Source organism: Ensifer sp. LC163, assembly GCF_001695855.1.
Lineage (GTDB): Bacteria > Pseudomonadota > Alphaproteobacteria > Rhizobiales > Rhizobiaceae > Ensifer.
The window spans coordinates 235,172-252,037 of record NZ_MBSS01000056.1 but is presented as its reverse complement, the minus strand read 5'-3'; the positions used below and the strand labels follow the sequence as shown (position 1 = coordinate 252,037).

Below are 16,866 nucleotides of genomic sequence, written 5' to 3'. Positions count from 1 at the left end.
ATCCGCATCAACAACCCCATATCGCGAGCCCATTCGGCGCGGCAGCCGGCATAGGCGGTGAGAGGCGCTCTCATGCCTCCCTTGGTTCGGCGCCGAGCGCCGGGTTGAGGTCAGGCAGTTCGTTGGCCGGCGCCGGCTCGTCGTCGGAGGTTTGCTCGAGCCAGAGCCGCCTGGCCCTGCGGAGGCCGGTTCTGAGCGGCAGGAGATTGGCCTTCTGCGCCGTATTCTGTGCGCTTCGATAAAGTAACCGCTGGTGCTCGGCGAAGGCTGCCCTTGTCTCCACGTCTGCGAAGCGGTCGAGCCAGCGGGCTAACGGTATGTTTCCCGTCTTTCGCGACCACGCGTCGATCGCCGCCTCAAAACGTTGGGCGTCGCCACTGCGGCATCCTTCATCGACGCGATGGAAAGCCGTGGGTTCGGACTGCGCCCGCCGCATCCGTGCTTCGTCAAGCCACGCCTGAATACGGCCGGCCAAATCGGCGGCAACGCGGATCAGAAGCGCCAGCGCGGTCACGGCCAGCAGGGCGGCGCCCCACCATTGCCAATCGAAGGGTGCTTTCTCCGGCGGTGGGGAAGGCGGGGCTAGAGCGGTCGCATTTGCTGGCGCTGCCGCAACCGACACCTTGGCCCCAGGCGCTTCGGCCGTTTGTGTCTTGCCGACCGTCGGATCGAACCACTGCACGGTGATCGCGGGGATCGCGTAGTTTCCCGCTTTTGCGAAGACATAGGTGGCCGTGTCCTTGCGGACGCCGCCGCGAAATTCGCCGCGGTCCGATCTGTCCTCGGAGAGGACGGGGTCGTGGACATAGACCTGCACGCCGGCCGCCGCCTCGAAGGTCGGTTCGGGGATCATCATCGCCGCCAACCCTTCCGCATGGACGGTGACAGTGCGCACCAGGGCATCGCCGGCGCGCAGGCTCGCCGGGTTCCGGTCGAAGGCCTGGGTGATCGTCACTTTCGCGGCGGTGACGCCGGCTTGGCCGTCAGCGCCGCCGGGCACTGCCGTCACCGTCAGGCGCAGCGCCGGCAGTTTAACGCGGCCTTGTGTAGTTTCGCCGGGGACGGCCGCATAGCCGAACGGGATATCGACAGGCGGCAATACGTAGTCTCCGGCCGCCTGCGGGGTGATCACATAGGTCTTGCGGATGCCGGAAAAGGCGGCGCCATCGACGGTTTCGCTCAGGTTCATGCCGCGATCATCGGGCATAGCGACAACCGCCCCCGGCAGGTCGAACAGCGGAAATTGCGGCGCCGCGAGGAAGTAGTTCGGCACAAAAACATCAACGTCGACTTCTACCTGCTGTCCGGCGTAGATCGTTCCCTTGGTGGCGAGCGTGGCGCGGGCAAATGGCTCGGCGGCAAGCGCGAAGTTCGCCAGCGACAGCCAGAGGGTGAACAACCCGAGGAGAATGGGCAAGATGCGAAGGTTCATGGTTTCGCATCCTTCGCTTCGATCGCGAATTTCCGTGCCAGCAGATCGGCCGGAGAGACCTGGATATTGCGCATCCACATCTCGGCGGTCTGCGGCGCCCCTTGGACTGTGGCCTCCTTGCCCTTTTTGCCCTTGTCGTCGAACTGAACCTGGTCGGGGTCCATGCCCGCCTGTTCCTGCTGTTCATCCTGTTCTTGCTTGTCCTTGTCGGCCTTGCGTTTCTCGGCCACGGCCAGGTTCTGCTTGGCCTCTAGCCAGTCCGGGCGCCGTTTCAGAGCCTGCTGGTAGGCAGCGATCGCTTCTTCAGCCTTGTCGAGATGCATCAGGGCGTTGCCCTGATTATAGTAGCTTTCGGCCGTGTCAGCCTGGGCAAAGGCGTCGATGGCATCCTGGTAGCGCCCGATACGATAGGCCGCGACGCCCTGCCAGGCCGGATCGGTGAAATCGCCGGCCGCCCCCTGGAAGTCACCGCGCTCGAAGGCGCGCTGGCCCTGCTGGTCCGGTGTAAACCAGAGATCGGCAAAGCTGCGATCGGCTGCCTCCGCCTTTGCTCCCGATAACACCGTGCCGACGGCAATCAGATAGACTGCCCAGCGCACCGTCCAGCCCCGACGGAACCAGAACGCGGCGAGGAGCGCGATCGGGATGGTCAGCCACCAGCCGGCGTCGTACCAGCGCGTCACACCTTCGGCGGTCTTTTGCGCAAAGCTGCTCTGGATCCGCCGCACGATCCAACGCACGTCGCTGTCGTCGAGCGTGACCGTCGCGACCTCAGCCTTCGAGGCCGCCTGCAATGCCTTCAGTGCATCGATATCCAGTTTTGCGTGAACGCGCGCGCCTGTCGCATCGGTCAGGAACTGGCCGTCGGCGGTCTTCACCGGGCCACCGTTCGCGGTGCCGATGCCGAGCACCATCAAGTCGTTGCGGCCCTTGTACTGCGCAAAGGCTTCGAACGCCGTGCGCTCGACGCCATCAGTCATGAACAGGATGGTGCCCGGCACGGTTTCGCTGGAAAGGGCGTTTTCCGTCGCTTGCAGCGCTTTGCCGGTGTCCCTGCCGGCAACCGGCATGATGCCCGGCGACAAGGCTGCCAGATAGGTCTTGACGAGGTTCGCATCATCGGTGAGCGGCAGCACCATGTGGGCCGTACCGGCATAGGCAAACAGGGCGGTGCGCGCGCCCTTTCGCAGCGAAAGGATGTCCTGCACCTTCAGCTTGGCCCGCTCGAGCCGCGTCGGCGAAACATCGGTGGCATTCATCGTTTCAGTCAGGTCGATCGCGATCGCCAGCGGCGCGGTATCCTCGACGAAGGGTGGCTTTTCGCGTTGCCATGTCGGACCGGCAGCTGCGATCGCGGCGATCATAATCAGGCCAGCCGTCAGATGAACGGGATGAAAGCGGCGCTTCCCGGCTTTCTCGATCAGCAGGTGATCGAGAAGATGCGGCGCAATCATGTCCCGCCATTGGGAGCGCACGTCGGTGCGTCTACCGATCAGAACGACGAGCAAGGGCGCTGCTGCCAGCGCCAGCAGCCAGAGTGGTCTGAGGAAATGGAAGTCGGCAATCATGCCCCGGCCTCCCGTTCGCGACGCCGGTCCGCACGCGCTGACAGCAGCCACATGATCGCGTGATAGACGAGGACGATGATCAGCGACGCGCCGAGCGGATAGTGGAACAGTTCGATGCGTGGCCGCCAGGATAGGGTCTTCTGGTTCGCAGGCGTCAACTGGTCGAGCAACTCGTAGATGTTCTGGAGCGACGTCTGGTCCTGGCCGAAGAAGTAGCGACCGTGCGTCGCCGTAGCGATCTGTTGCAGGATTGATGTGTCGAGCTTCTGCTCCCCTTGCGCATCGGGATCGCCGATACCGACAGTGTGGATGACGATGTGTTTTTCGGCTGCGATGCCGGCGGCCTTGTCGGGCGGCATCTTGCTGGCCGTGTCGTTGCCGTCGGTCAGCAGGATCAGGACCTTATCCGGCGCCGTGCTTTGGTCGAACATCTTGATTGCAAGGCCGATCGCATCGCCGATCGCGGTGCGCGGCCCCGCCATGCCCGGCAGGCTGTCGGCCAGCATCGCCTTGACGGTCTTGTGGTCGAGCGTGAACGGCACGAGCGGGTAGGGCGCGTCGCCAAAGGCCACGAGGCCGAGCCGGTCGTCGGGGCGCTTGTCGATGAAGTCGCCAACAACCGCATGCACGGCATCGACACGGGTCTGCAGATTGCCGCCGGGATCGTGAAAGTCGCGCGTATCCATTGATTGCGACAGGTCGATCGCCAGCATCAGATCGCGCTGCGGTTCGATCTTTTCGATCGGCGGTTCGATATATTGCGGCCGTGCCAGCGCCAGCACGATCAGGACCCAGCAGATCGGCGCAATCAGCTTTTGCCCGAGGTTTGACTTGGGCACGACCGATCCTTCGGTCGCGCCGATGCCCGCCGCCGCGGTGATGTCCTTGAAGAACGGGATCCGGACCGCCGCCGATTGCTCGCGATAGGCGGGGAGGAGCCACCAGATGACGACGGGAAGCGGCAGCAGGACGAGCAGCCAGGAATGATCAAGAACGTACATGGTGCGCCTCGATCCAGTGCCGCGCCGCAGCGACGTGAGCCTTGGCTTCGGCCTCGGGAACAGATGCCAATGCCGCCGGTCCGCGGTATTCCGCCTCTTCGAAGAAACGCGCCGCGGCTTCGGGAAGGACAGGGCCACCGGAATGGGCGTCGAGAAAGCCGATCCAGCCTCTGCCGCTCAGATTGGCAATCGTCTCGCGGGGCCAGACCGCGAGCGCGGTGCGCTTGAGAAGGGCGGGCAGGGCAGCGAGCGCATCGCCACGTGTTTGGGCCGTGCCGATGCCCTCCTCGATCAGACGAAGTTCGCCAAGCGCCTCGCGACGATAGCGATTGATCTCACGGTATCGATACCAGCGCCAGAGCGCGAAGGCGATTGCCAGGACGACGAGCGCGGCGAGCACGGCCCAGGCCCAGGTCTGCGGCAGCATGGAGACGGGCGGCGGCAAGGCGATATCGGCAAGACCGCGGAGCGCGGCAGCGAGACCAGGATCGACCGATGGCGTGGCGCCTTCCATCGCTACCGTCTCCGCTGACGCCAGGCCAATTGGCCGAGCATGTTGCGCAATTGCGGTGCGATCTCTTCCGCCGAAGAAATGGGCAGCATCGGCAGGCCCAGGTCCTGCTGCCATGCCAGCAGCGCACGCCCGCGCTTGCGGGCGAAGCTGTCGATCGCCTCACGGACGTTTCCGTGGCCAAATTGAAGCTCGGCCTGCTGAGCGCCGCCACTGACGACGATGTCGCCCTTGCGCGGCAATTCCAGCATGAAGGGGTCGTAGATCAGGATAGCGATCACGTCATTGTGGGCCGACAGCTTGAGCAGCATGTCGCGCGTTTCCAGACCGTGCCCGTCGAAATCGCTGATGACGATGATCAAGTGATCATGCTTGGCGATATTGGCGACGGTCGAGAGCACGAGGTCCAGTTGCTCGTCGCCCCTTGCTACCTGAGAGGCAGCGGTGAGCACTGTGTTGTGGCGAACGATGATGTCGGCAAAACGAATGACGGCCTCGCGGCTGTGATAGGGCCGGACCTCGTCGACGGTCTCGTCTCCGAAGACGAAGCCGCCGACCCGGTCGCCGAGCGCGGTGATGCGCCAGGCGCAAAGGGCAGCCACCTCTGCCGCGGCCACCGACTTCATGGCTCGGCGGCTGCCGAAGAACATGTTGATGCGTTGGTCGACGATAACAAGGGCCGGTCGATCCTTCTCCTCGTCATAGACCCGCACGACGGGCTTGCCGGTGCGCGCCGTCACCCTCCAGTCGATGGTTCGGATGTCGTCGCCCGGCAGGTATTCGCGAAGTTCCTCGAAGGAAAGCCCGCGGCCGCGCATGCGCGATTCATGGCGTCCAGCCAGCAAGCGCCGAACCGGCGCCTTGCGCAGGAAGGTCAGATCGCAGGCAATCGCTTCGAGCCCGACCAGTTCGTCGACGGAGGTGTAAGCGCCTGATGCTTCCCCTTTTCCGGGATGGGCGATGCCCTTCGATCGGGCGAATGCGGACAGGGATATTGCCATCGGCCCTTCTCCATCTCTCAGGCGACAGCGACTTGCTGCACGATCCGGTCCACGACCTGGTTGGCAGTGGTGCCGCCGGCATGGGCTTCATAGGAAAGGACGAGACGATGGCGGAAGACGTCGTGTACCGTTGCCTGCACGTCGTCCGGCGTCACGAAGTCTCTGCCCTTCAGCCAGGCGTGGGCGCGCGAGACCTTGTCGAGACCGATGACGCCGCGCGGACTGATGCCCACCTGGATCCATTTGGCCAGGTCCATGTCGAGCTTGTCCGGGTAGCGCGTCGCCATGACGAGGGCGACGATGTAGTCCTCGATCGCGCCCGAGACGGTCACCGTCGAGATTTCCTTGCGTGCCGAAAATACCGCGGCCTGCGCCAGCTTTTCGTCGGACTTGGCTTTGGCGGCGGCAGCCGTTTCTTCCGACCGTACCAGCCGCATGATCTCGGCCTCCGACTTGGCGTCGGGGTAGTCGACCTGGATGTGCATCAGGAAGCGATCGAGCTGGGCCTCCGGCAAGGGGTAGGTGCCTTCCTGTTCGATCGGGTTCTGTGTTGCCATGACCATGAAGAGGTCAGGCAATTCGTGACTGGCCCCGCCGACCGTGACTTGCCGCTCCTCCATCGCCTCAAGCAGGGCGGACTGCACTTTCGCAGGAGCGCGGTTTACTTCGTCGGCAAGGATGAGGTTGGCGAAGACCGGGCCTTGCTGAAAGCGGAACTCGCCCTTGCCGCCTTCCGTGAAATAGACTTCCGAACCGGTGATATCGGAGGGCAGAAGGTCCGGTGTGAACTGGATGCGCGACAGCTCGGCGTCGAGGTTCTTCGCCATGCTCTTGATCGCTCGCGTCTTGGCAAGCCCGGGCAGGCCTTCGACCAGCAGGTGGCCGTTGCTCAGCAGGCCGAGCAGCAGGCGTTCGATCATGCCTTCCTGGCCGACAATGGCTTCGCCGATCCGCTTGCCGAGCTGTTCGATGTCGTCACGTGTACCCATGAGATTTAGCCCCTCCCGCCGGCCCGGCGGCGCCAGCCCTTGTGAACTCTCCGCCGAGATTAAGGTTACATGCGGCCCGATGGAAAGAACGTAACAGTAACGAAGCGGACGATTGCGGTTCTCGATCACTCCGCAGGCGCGGCAAGCGGCGCCCGAATTCAATTCATGTTCCGTCGTAACAGTTACGTACTTTGGCGTCGGAAACTTTGCGTCTAGACTTCGGGATATCAGGATGGTCGAGACATCCGCCCGGGAGATCGAACCCATATGCAAGCACTAGCCACAAGACCGACCCCCGACGAAACGCCAATGGCGATCAGCGCGCGCGAGCCGATCTGGATCGACGGCGGCACCTTCACCATGGGATCCGACAGTCATTACCCCGAAGAGGCGCCGGCTCACCCAGTGAAGGTCGATGGCTTCTGGATCGACGTCACGCCGGTCACCAACCGGCAGTTTGGCGCATTTGTCGAGGCGACCGGTTATGTCACGGTCGCCGAGAAGGCTCCTGATCCGAAGGACTATCCGGGTGCCAAGCCGGAAATGATGCGGGCGGGTTCGGTTATCTTCGACCCTCCCAAACGTGTCGTCAGTCGGGATTCCTCACAATGGTGGGATTTCAAGTTCGGCGCCGATTGGCGACGGCCCTATGGCCGGCAAAGCAACATTCGCGGCAAGCTCGACCATCCCGTCGTGCACATCTCCTATATCGATGCCATGGCCTACGCGGCCTGGGCCGGCAAGGAGCTGCCGACGGAAGCCGAGTGGGAGTTTGCGGCCAAGGGAGGCCTTGAGGGGGCGGAATACGCATGGGGCGACGAACTGGTTCCGGAAGGTCGCTTCATGGCCAATACCTGGCACGGCGCATTCCCGACGGAGAACTTGCGTCCTGACGGTTTCGAGCGGACGTCGCCTGTCGCCAGCTTCCCACCCAACGGTTATGGCCTTTACGATATGATCGGCAATGTCTGGGAATGGACAAGCGACTACTGGTCGAGCAACCACCCGGCGCCTGCGCAAAAAAGCTGCTGCATCCCCTCCAATCCGCGCGGCGGCGGGGCCGAGGCGAGTTACGACCCGAGGCAGCCGGACATCCTGATCGCACGGCGGGTGGTAAAGGGCGGGTCGCATCTCTGCGCGCCGAATTACTGCCGCCGCTATCGCCCGGCAGCCCGCCATGCGCATGAGGAGAATGCGGCAACGACCCATATCGGTTTCCGCTGCATCCGTCGGCCCTAGGCGTTCCGCGCCCAAATTCTGTTTCAGTTGAGGAGGACACCCGATGCCCATGACAATAGGACCGCTTGCGTCGATTGCGGCGAATGCGCAAGGGAGAGGCTGGCGGCGGCGAACCTTTATGGGTGCTGTGGCATCGCTGGCGTTCATGCTGGCCGCTCCGGCGCTTGTGGTGGCTGCCGATGCGCCTCCAGCCGGTCTTCCCTCCTGGAACGACAGCGAGGCGAAATCGGCCATCGTCGACTTCGTGACGCGGGTGACGACTGAGGGTGGCCCTGATTATGTCTCCGAGGCAGACCGCATAGCGGTGTTCGACAACGATGGTACGCTCTGGACCGAGCAGCCAATGTATTTCCAGGCGATGTTCATCAATGATCGCATCAAGGCCCTGGCCCCGGAGCATCCGGAATGGAAGGACAAGGAACCCTTCGCGTCGCTGCTCAAGGGCGACATGGCGGGCGTTGCGGCGGCCGGTCAAAAAGGCCTTGTCGAGCTTGGCATGGCGACCCATGCGGGCATGACGACGGACGAATTCGCGAAGATCGTCAAGGACTGGTTCGCGAGCGCGAAGCATCCCCGTTTCGACCGGCCCTACAACGAGATTACCTACCTGCCGATGAGAGAGGTGTTGGATTATCTCCGCGAGAACGGCTTCAAGACCTACATCGTTTCGGGCGGCGGCATCGAGTTCATGCGGCCAATGACCGAGCAGATGTACGGGATCCCTCCTGAGCAGGTTGTCGGCAGCACCATAGCCACCAAATATGAACTTCAGGGCGACACGCCGGTGCTGATGCGCGAGCCGACGGTGGATTTCATCGACGATGGCCCCGGCAAGCCGGTTGGAATCAACAGGTTCATCGGTCGCCGCCCGATCTTCGCCGCGGGGAATTCCGACGGTGACTACGAGATGCTGCGATGGGTTACGTCGGGCCCGGGCCCAAGCTTCGGGATGATCGTGCATCACACGGACGGCGAGCGGGAATGGGCCTACGATCGCCAATCGCATGTGGGCAAGCTCGACAAGGCGATGACCGAGGCGGAGCAGCGAAAGTGGCTCCTCGTCGACATGAAGGCCGACTGGAACAAGATCTACGCTTTCGAGAAATAGACAGAGTAGCGGCAATATCACTCGCCGCCGACATAGCGGCGAGTGATGCCGATATGCCTGCTACTTGGATGTAACCTGCGTGAAGGCGATGCCATCGATATGGCCGTCCTTCAGTCGATAGACAAGCGATTGCATGACCATCGTGTTCTGCTCGCCTTGCTGCTCGTGGGCGTAGCGCACCATGCCCTGCTTGGGACCTGCGCCGAAGCGTTTCTCCAGCGCTTCGGTGCCGTCCTTCAAAGTCGGTACCGGTAGCAACAGGGGCGCGAGCGCCACGATCGGGGTGTCGCACGTGTCGGCGTCGCCGGAAACTTCTTCGGTCGAGATGAACGTCACCGCCTTTTCGGCGGGTGCTGAGGCGTCTCTGCCATTGGCGACGAACCAGATCCGCCGCGGCAGATCACCGGTCGAAAGCTCGTAGCACAGCCAGCCGATCGATAGGCCCTCCACAGACCGGCTGCGGAGAGTGCCTCCGAACGCGGTCTTGACCTCGTCGAGAGTCGTCTTCTCGAGCACGATCGAGAGCGGGCCCGCGTTGACGAGATTGTTGAAAGGGGTTTCGAATTGGAACGTCTGAGCTGTTGCCGTTTGTCCGCCGAGGACGAGTGAGGGCAGGCCGCTCAATTTGTCGTCGCTTGCCGCAAGCTCGGTGCTCAGCAACGTCAGAAAGGTCGCGGTGATTCCGGCAAAAAGGAACGTCGCCCCGGATCGGGCATGAGATGTCTTGTCCAAGGATCGCATGGAAATCTCTCCGTTATACTCAGCATGCGCTACGGCCCGTCGCCGCATGTCGTCGCGGGCATTCTAAACATCGCAGTCGTCCGCATCGAAGTACGTAACAGTTACAATCGGCGGCAATCCAACGTCGACGCGCGCCATATTTCGGCTGTGTCATCCTGCTGGGCCAACAGTAGCGCACTATCCAAACCAGACAAGTTGCCGCGATTGCGGTTCGGCGGCGCTCCGCCGGCCCATGACAATGCGGTTGCGGCGGAAGTCCCCTGACCCGAGGCCGACGAGACGTCAGCGATACGCTTCCGGCTCGCGATCTGGCGTCCGTCAAGCACGCGGAGCCAATGTTACTGTTACGTACTTCCGGAAACGAACGGTTCCTGCGATTTTGTGGGGCAGGCGAGGTATAGGCAGAAGTTGGTCATCTGCCTGACCTGAGACTGCATCCGTCTGGCAGATATATCTCAACGAGACGTTGGCAATCAGAGTAACGGCGGCACTTCTGGATCTGTACAAGAGGCGCGCGAGCGGGTTCTTTGCGCGCAGGCATGGCATGAAGCATCGATCATCGTTCAATCGGGTAGAGCACAATGCCCAACGAAGCCAAGCAACGCGGACTGTTGAAGCTGATGCTCAAGCTTCCGGCGTTGCGCGGCCAGTTGCAACTCCTGAGCGCCAAGAACATGCCGCTCGCCAGCCTTTGCGAGGCATATGACGAGGCGACCTCCATGCTGGATCGGCAGCGTCGGCGTGATCCGCAGGATGCTTCGATGGTGGCGGAGTACGAACTCATCTGTCTTGAGATCGAGGAAGAAGTGATTTCGATCTGCCTATCCGGTGCAGGCAGTGAATCTAATCCGTTATGATTAGTAATTTATTCGCGCGGAATCGAAGTTTCTATCGCGTTACCCCTGTAATCTCACTGGTTTTCCAGTTTACTTGTTGTTGCATTTTGAACCTTCGGCATTTCATTGAAAAATGTTTTGTGACGGCCCGATATTTTTCTTTCCGCCGCCAGTCCTGTGATCTAGAGTTCGCTTCGCATTTGCACTCTCTTTTGGGTTGTAGGTAGATGGGGCGTGTTATGAACGCAGGACAAGACGCGGACCGAGCGGCTTGCTGCACTGTTGCTGAGCGCGCGGCACGCGCCGAGCTCGACCGCATGTTGGGCGACCCGCGCTTTCATGGGACTGAGCGACACCGCAAGCTGTTGCGATACCTGGTTGACGAGTTCTTCGCCGGGCGCTCAGCGTCGGTAAAAGCCTATACGATCGCGATCGACGTCTTCGCCCGGCCGAGTTCTTTCGACCCGGCGACCGATCCGATCGTGCGCGTGGAAGCGTCTCGACTGCGCGCAGCCCTGGCACAATATTACGAGGCGCTTGGCGATGAAGTCGTCCTGCGCATTGAACTCCCGAAGGGCAACTACGTCCCGCTCTTCGTCAAGGCTGAAGGCAAGCTGCCTGAAGCCTCGCTCGCTTCGCCAACGGTGCCGCTTGGTGTCGCTGCGCCGCCCGCGCAATTGCATTCGGCCGCCGTTGTCGGCCGCCGTATGCCGATGGCGAGTGTTGCCATTGGGGGTGCCGGAGTTTTGGCGCTGGCGGTCGCGTTCTACACTTCGACGGCCGACCATTTCCCATGGAAGCCGGTCTTGTCCGAAAAGCCGACCGTCGTTGTCGATGTTCAGCCGCAACGGCCGAAGGATCACCAAGAGCTGAGGAAAGCCGGTGGCTATCTGGTACATGCGCTGTCACAGTTCTCCTCGGTGCGGACGCTGGCGCAGGAACAGCCTGCCGGCATCGACGTCGCTTCGGTGACGGGTTGGGTTGCGCCTGGTCCGGCTGTCCGGCTAGCGGGCAGCAAGGAATACAGACTGTCGATCAGCTACACTGTCACGAACAATGTTCAAGAACTCAGCTGGCAGGTGGTGGACCCGCAAAGCAACGAGGCTCTGCGTTCCGGTGTGTCGAAGGTGCCGATCGAAGGCGACGACGCCGACGAGATTCAGCAGACGCTGGTGGTGAGGCTTGCACGCGCGCTTGCCGGCGAAGACGGTGTCATCACCAGTCTGGAGGCGGCACGTCAGATCACCGCACCATCCCTCGGTTACGGTTGTGTTTTGCAGGCGGATATGGCCCTGGCGCGGACCGATCCTGAAAATCTCGCGAGCGCGCTTGCTTGCCTCGAGCGGTCGCTTGCCTACAAGGAAAACGACCCGGATGTCTCGGCAAGCCTGGCAATGATCCTTGTGGCAAAGGGCGAAGCGAGCACCTCAGCGATCGCTGCCGACAGGGCATTGAAGCTTGCCGACACGGCCGTCGCGCTCGCCCCACAGGCGAGCCAGAGCTACGTGGCACAGATGATGGCGCGCTTTGCAGCGGGGGATATTGAGGCTGCCTTTCTTTCCGGTCAGCGCGCCAGCGCACTCAATCCGCTGGACGAGGCCATTCCGGCGAGACTTGGGCTGTTGCAGTATATCTCGGGTCACTGGGGCGAAGGTGTCAGATTGGCGCGCCTGGCCGAGACGAATGGCGAATACATACACCACGATGCCGCCCTCACGCTGGCGCTCGATGCCTATCGCGGACGCCGTTATGATGAGGCCCTGCTTCGTTTGCGCCAGCTTGCAAACTCGTCGGATCGGGCCGTCAATCTGCTGCGCCTGGCCGTCGCCGGACAGCTCGGCTTGACGCAGGAGGCGGCCAGCGCACTTGAGGAAGTCCGCTCGCAGATGGGGCCCACCGAAATCTCGCTGTTGGCAGAGCCGGTCACAAGAGGCTATGCGCCCGAACTATCAGCGCTCATCGAAGATGGTCTCGGCAAGGCCGGTATCCGGCTTGCCGGAAATCCGTAGAGCAGAGGCATGTGGTGGCAAGACTTGCTGCCGCTCCAGTCTTCAGTTCTCTTCGGCGACGCGAATGACGAGCTTGCCGAAGTTGCGGCCCCCCAGCAGTCCGATGAAGGCGGTGGGCGCATTCTCAAGGCCGTCGACGATGTCTTCCCGGTAACGAATCTGGCCCGAGGCAATCCATCCAGCCATGTCACGGTAAAAGTCAGGACGCTGGTCTGCGAACTCCCTTTGGATGAAGCCGCGAATGTTAAGGCTCTTGCTCAAAACGTCACGCATGACGAGGGGCAGGCGGTCGGCACCAGTCTGTTCGCCGGGACGGTTGTTGTATTGCGCGATCAAGCCGCAAACGGGAATGCGGGCGAAATCGTTGAGGAGGGGGAACACCGCATCCCACACATGCCCGCCGACATTCTCGAAATAGACGTCGATCCCACCAGGGCAGGCGGCTGCCAGTTGCTCGGCAAAATCGGCCGCGTGGTGATCGATCACCGCGTCAAAGCCGAGCTCGTCGCGAACGAAAGCGCATTTCGCAGCGCTGCCTGCAATCCCCACTGCACGAGCGCCCTTGATGCGCGCAATCTGCCCGACCGCCGAACCCACAGCGCCGCTGGCCGCGGCAACCACCACGGTCTCGCCCGGCTTCGGCCTGCCGATCGTCAGCAGGCCGGCATAGGCGGTAAAACCCGGCATGCCCAGGACGCCGAGAGCGGTTGACAGCGGCGCCGCCGACGGGTCGAGCTTGCGTAGGCCCGCACCATCGGAAAGCGCGTAGCTCTGCCAGCCGGAATGCGAAAGCACGAAGTCACCCTCGGTGAAGTCCGGGTGACGCGAGCGCACCACGCGTGCCACCGTTCCACCCTCCATCACGTCGCCGATCTCGACGGGTTTGGCATAGGATTTTCCGGCATTCATGCGACCGCGCATATAGGGATCGAGTGACAGGTAGACGATCTTCAGCAACACTTGGCCATCGGCAGGCTCTGGTACCGCTGCATGCCCGATCTTGAAGTTGTCGGATGTGGGCTTGCCGTCTGGGCGGGAGGCAAGAAGAACCTGGGTGTTTTCGGACGTCATGCTGTTTCCCTCCGTCGCTGGCGCAATCACTGGGAGGCAGCGCAGCGGGTACGGTGTTTCTGATCGGGTCCACCTTCGCGGGCTGGGCGGAAGACGGCAAGCCGCGACTTCTGGCCTTGGACCGGCTATCCGAATTGTCGAAGCATTCGCCCAGGCAGCGGACATGTCAAAGGCCCAACCGCTATCGACGGTTGGGCCAAGGAGCCTGTTGTTGACATCGCCAGGTTAGGCGGCGTCTATCGCCTGTTTCAGGTCGGCGATGATGTCGTCGGGATGCTCGATGCCGATCGACAGCCTGACATAACCGGGCGTAACCCCGGTTCTGAGCTGGTCTGCCTCGGAAAGTTGCGAGTGGGTTGTCGTTGCCGGGTGGATCGCCAGCGACCGGGCATCGCCGATGTTGGCGACGTGGTAGAGCAGTTGCAGCCCGTCGATGAAGCGACGGCCGGCGTCGCGTCCGTCCTTCAGTTCGAAACCGACCAGTGCGCCATAGTGGCCGTTGCGCAGGTATTTCTCATTTCGCGCCTTGGCTTCTCCATCCTGGAATTTCGGAAAGATGACACGCACCACCTTGGGGTGGCTGCGCAGGAAATCCGCGACCTTGATGGCGTTTTCGCTGTGCTGGCGGATGCGCAGCGGCAAGGTTTCCAGCCCCTGGATGAACTGGAACGCATTCTGCGGACTGACGGCGGCGCCGAGGTCACGCAAGAGAACGGCGCGGGCGCGCAGGATGTAGGGGTGGAAGTCTATGGTGGCGGCCTTCTGCAGCCATGTCTTACCCTGATAGCTCGCATCCGGTTCATGCAGATTGGGATGGCGTTCGGCATGTTCGTGCCACGGGAAGGTGCCGCTATCGATGATGGCGCCGCCGATAGAGGTGCCGTGCCCGCCGATATATTTCGTGGTGGAATAGACCACGATCGCCGCGCCGTGATCGAGCGGCCGGATGGTCAAGGGTGCGGCCGTGTTGTCGACGATCAGCGGAATGCCGAACCGGCGGCCGATCTCGGCGACTTCGCCGATCGCGAACACCTCGAGGCTCGGATTGGGGAGCGATTCCGCGTAATAGGCCCGCGTCCTGTCGTCGGTCGCCTTCGCAAATGCCTCCGGATCGGACGCGTCGACGAAACGCACCTCGATGCCGAAGCTTTTCAGCGTCGAGGCAAAGAGCGCCCAGGTTCCGCCGTAGAGCCCTGTCGCGCTAACGATATTGTCGCCCGAGCGGGCGAGGTTGAGGACCGCAAACGCCGACGCCGCCTGGCCAGAGCCGAGCGCGAGGGCCGCCGCACCGCCCTCGATTTCAGCAAGACGCTGCTCGAATGCGTCCTGCGTCGGGTTGGAGACGCGTGTGTAGAGATGGCCGGCAGCCTCAAGCGCAAACAGCTTGTCGGCGCCATCGGTGCCCGGCAACTGGTAGGAGGTCGTCTGGTAGATCGGCACGGCGACAGCGCCTGTGACCGGATCGAAACGATAGCTGCCGCCATGAAGCGCCAGCGTTTCGGGCTGAAGCGGCCGCGACGTATCGCGCAGGCCGCTCGGTGCCTTGATTTCGACTGCAGCTTCCCTAGGCTTTTGATGGATCGTCATGGATTGCCTCCTTCAGTTTTTGAGTGGTTGCAATGGGATCGATCAGGCCGGCAACGGCGCCTTTAGCTGCTCGACAAGATCGGCATGGTGGCCGGAAGCGACGTCGGGGTGCGATCTGAGGCGTGATTTCAGGACATTGCGCCCGACCTCATGGAACAGCGGGTTGAGCGGATCCTGCGTCACACCGCGGACTTCGGCCGCAAGTTCGGTTGGCAGATCGAGAACCGGAATGGTGGAGGCGAGGTTGGCGCCGAGGAAGAAGGCGACCGACCGGCGATCGCCGCCGGCGGGCGGCGTCACGACGCGATGGATGTTGGCGAGCAGGTAGCCGTTCGATGCCAGTTCCAGCAGCTCGCCGACATTGATGACGAAGGTGCCGCGCTTTGGCGGCGCATCGATCCAGCCACCCTTGCCATCGTCGACCTGAAGGCCGCCGACCTCGTCCTGAAGCAGGATGGTGACGAAACCGCCGTCCTTGTGAGCGCCGACCCCCTGGTCGCTTTCGGTCTTGTCGCGGCCGGGATAGCGGATGATCTTCAACAGCTGATTGGGGCCGTCGCGGTAGATCGGCTCGAACACATCGGAACGCTGTCCGAGCGCTTCGGCGAAAACCTCGATCAACCGGATACCCAGTTGCGTCACCGCCTCGATCCACGTGAGGATCGCCGGCTTCAGTGCAGGCATGGCGTCCGGAAACTGGTTGGGACCGACCAGCCGCTTCCAAGGCGCATCGCTTGCCTTGATCTCGAGGCGCGCGCGCTCGGGTCCAAAATCCACCTGCTCCCGCCAGTCCTGCGTTCCGCGGGTATATTCCAGACCGGCGCGATTGTAGCCGCGAAAGTGCGGCGACTTGCGCATCTCGATCGCCAGCTTGTCGTGTTCCGGCAGGGCGAAGAAGCGCCGGGAGAGATCGAGGACGCCATCGATCTGCTCCTGCGGAATGCCGTGACCTTCGAGATAGAAGAAGCCCACCGAGCGGGCGACGGACCGCAATTCTTCAAGCGCCGTCGCCCGCCCGGGGTGGCCCGCCGCAAAGCGTGTCAAATCGAGAACGGGCAAGGTTGAGTTGGCGTCGGTCAATGGTGGCTCCCTTCATTTTCTACGCTGCGGCGCTCGGGTGGTGCCGTCATCACCTGTGTGAAGCGGAACCACTGAAATGGCCGGTCGCAAATCGTGAGGGAAAGCCTACCTGTCGCGTTCATTTATTCAATATTGTCTATTGAAAATATAGACTAAATATCATGCCATAGGCGCAGAAGCATTTGGGCAACGATCGCGTCGCGAGAATTTCCATCCTGCTTCGTTCGGCCAAGGAATCTCCGCACTCCCGCCCTGACGTGGCGTGACCAGCAGAAAGGCTTGCGACCGGCATGCAGCGGTTTCGCGACAACGAGATGCGAAAAAGCCAAGACTTGAAGAAGGTTGCATAAAACCGTTCGTGTGCAGCGTGCTTTAAATGGAAGAGCCCTGCTTTGCGGGAGCGCGAAGCAGGGCCTTTTCTGTGCCACCAGCGAAATTGATGTCGACCCCGCCTGCTCAGCAGTTTCCGAGGCTGGCGCGGCTCATGAGTTCGTTGGTCAGCAATGCGGTCTTGTCGCCGCATTCCTCGACTTCCTTGAGCAAAGCGGCAAGCGCCAGCTCGAGGCAATATTGAACGCCTTCGACATTCAGTGTGCGCGAAGAATCGCGTGCGTAGGTGACAAGGCGGGCCAGCGCCAGCAGCTCCTTTTCCTTGTCTTCAGGTTCAAAGGACATGGCGATCGAAGATTGCAT

15 protein-coding genes are annotated in these 16,866 nt (G+C 62.2%); 4 read left to right on the top strand and 11 right to left on the bottom strand.

Annotated features, from left to right (window positions below; all coding sequences use genetic code 11):
* Positions 1 to 70 precede the first annotated feature (70 nt).
* Genes BC360_RS27440 through BC360_RS27415 form a run of 6 tightly spaced genes read right to left on the bottom strand, consistent with a single transcriptional unit; the run spans position 71 to position 6,502 of the window.
* Complete coding sequence (locus BC360_RS27440) at positions 71 to 1,432, bottom strand: BatD family protein (RefSeq protein WP_065797557.1); 1,362 nt, start codon at positions 1,430 to 1,432, stop codon at positions 71 to 73.
* Positions 1,429 to 3,000, bottom strand: coding sequence for a VWA domain-containing protein (locus BC360_RS27435; protein ID WP_065797556.1), 1,572 nt, complete (start codon positions 2,998 to 3,000; stop codon positions 1,429 to 1,431). Before BC360_RS27435 ends, BC360_RS27440 begins: the two co-directional genes overlap by 4 nt.
* Positions 2,997 to 4,001, bottom strand: coding sequence for a vWA domain-containing protein (locus BC360_RS27430; RefSeq protein WP_065797555.1), 1,005 nt, complete (start codon positions 3,999 to 4,001; stop codon positions 2,997 to 2,999). The genes BC360_RS27435 and BC360_RS27430 overlap by 4 nt, the downstream gene beginning before the upstream one ends.
* Positions 3,988 to 4,515 (bottom strand): DUF4381 domain-containing protein, encoded by a 528-nt coding sequence (locus tag BC360_RS27425; protein ID WP_065797554.1) that lies wholly within the window; start codon positions 4,513 to 4,515, stop codon positions 3,988 to 3,990. Before BC360_RS27425 ends, BC360_RS27430 begins: the two co-directional genes overlap by 14 nt.
* A gap of 2 nt (positions 4,516 to 4,517) precedes the next feature.
* The gene (locus tag BC360_RS27420) at positions 4,518 to 5,513 is read right to left on the bottom strand and encodes a DUF58 domain-containing protein (RefSeq protein ID WP_083222755.1); all 996 of its coding nucleotides are present in this window, start codon (positions 5,511 to 5,513) and stop codon (positions 4,518 to 4,520) included.
* Positions 5,514 to 5,530: 17 nt separating this feature from the next.
* The gene (locus tag BC360_RS27415) at positions 5,531 to 6,502 is read right to left on the bottom strand and encodes an AAA family ATPase (RefSeq protein ID WP_065797553.1); all 972 of its coding nucleotides are present in this window, start codon (positions 6,500 to 6,502) and stop codon (positions 5,531 to 5,533) included.
* A gap of 309 nt (positions 6,503 to 6,811) precedes the next feature.
* Between BC360_RS27415 and BC360_RS27410 the strand changes: the two genes are divergently transcribed.
* Positions 6,812 to 7,741, top strand: coding sequence for a formylglycine-generating enzyme family protein (locus tag BC360_RS27410; RefSeq protein ID WP_065797552.1), 930 nt, complete (start codon positions 6,812 to 6,814; stop codon positions 7,739 to 7,741).
* Between the two features lie 145 nt (positions 7,742 to 7,886).
* Positions 7,887 to 8,849, top strand: a complete 963-nt coding sequence (locus tag BC360_RS27405; RefSeq protein WP_139110229.1) for an HAD family hydrolase — start codon at positions 7,887 to 7,889, stop codon at positions 8,847 to 8,849.
* A gap of 60 nt (positions 8,850 to 8,909) precedes the next feature.
* On the opposite strand, the gene BC360_RS27400 is transcribed toward BC360_RS27405, so the two are convergent.
* Positions 8,910 to 9,590: a hypothetical protein gene (locus BC360_RS27400; RefSeq protein ID WP_065797550.1), complete on the bottom strand. Its 681-nt coding sequence runs from the start codon at positions 9,588 to 9,590 to the stop codon at positions 8,910 to 8,912.
* A gap of 581 nt (positions 9,591 to 10,171) precedes the next feature.
* Between BC360_RS27400 and BC360_RS27395 the strand changes: the two genes are divergently transcribed.
* Complete coding sequence (locus BC360_RS27395) at positions 10,172 to 10,447, top strand: hypothetical protein (RefSeq protein ID WP_065797549.1); 276 nt, start codon at positions 10,172 to 10,174, stop codon at positions 10,445 to 10,447.
* A gap of 218 nt (positions 10,448 to 10,665) precedes the next feature.
* Entirely contained in the window at positions 10,666 to 12,435 is a 1,770-nt protein-coding gene (locus BC360_RS27390) for a tetratricopeptide repeat protein (RefSeq protein ID WP_139110220.1), read from the top strand.
* Positions 12,436 to 12,477: 42 nt separating this feature from the next.
* Here BC360_RS27390 and BC360_RS27385 read toward each other — a convergent pair whose 3' ends face one another.
* The 4 genes from BC360_RS27385 to BC360_RS27370 form a co-directional block, all read right to left on the bottom strand.
* Positions 12,478 to 13,506: an NADP-dependent oxidoreductase gene (locus BC360_RS27385; RefSeq protein WP_065797547.1), complete on the bottom strand. Its 1,029-nt coding sequence runs from the start codon at positions 13,504 to 13,506 to the stop codon at positions 12,478 to 12,480.
* Positions 13,507 to 13,731: 225 nt separating this feature from the next.
* Positions 13,732 to 15,093 (bottom strand): O-acetylhomoserine aminocarboxypropyltransferase/cysteine synthase family protein, encoded by a 1,362-nt coding sequence (locus BC360_RS27380; RefSeq protein ID WP_083222754.1) that lies wholly within the window; start codon positions 15,091 to 15,093, stop codon positions 13,732 to 13,734.
* Between the two features lie 42 nt (positions 15,094 to 15,135).
* Positions 15,136 to 16,173: an isopenicillin N synthase family dioxygenase gene (locus BC360_RS27375; RefSeq protein ID WP_065797546.1), complete on the bottom strand. Its 1,038-nt coding sequence runs from the start codon at positions 16,171 to 16,173 to the stop codon at positions 15,136 to 15,138.
* 456 nt (positions 16,174 to 16,629) lie between these two features.
* Positions 16,630 to 16,866, bottom strand: coding sequence for a hypothetical protein (locus BC360_RS27370; RefSeq protein WP_025428511.1), 237 nt, complete (start codon positions 16,864 to 16,866; stop codon positions 16,630 to 16,632).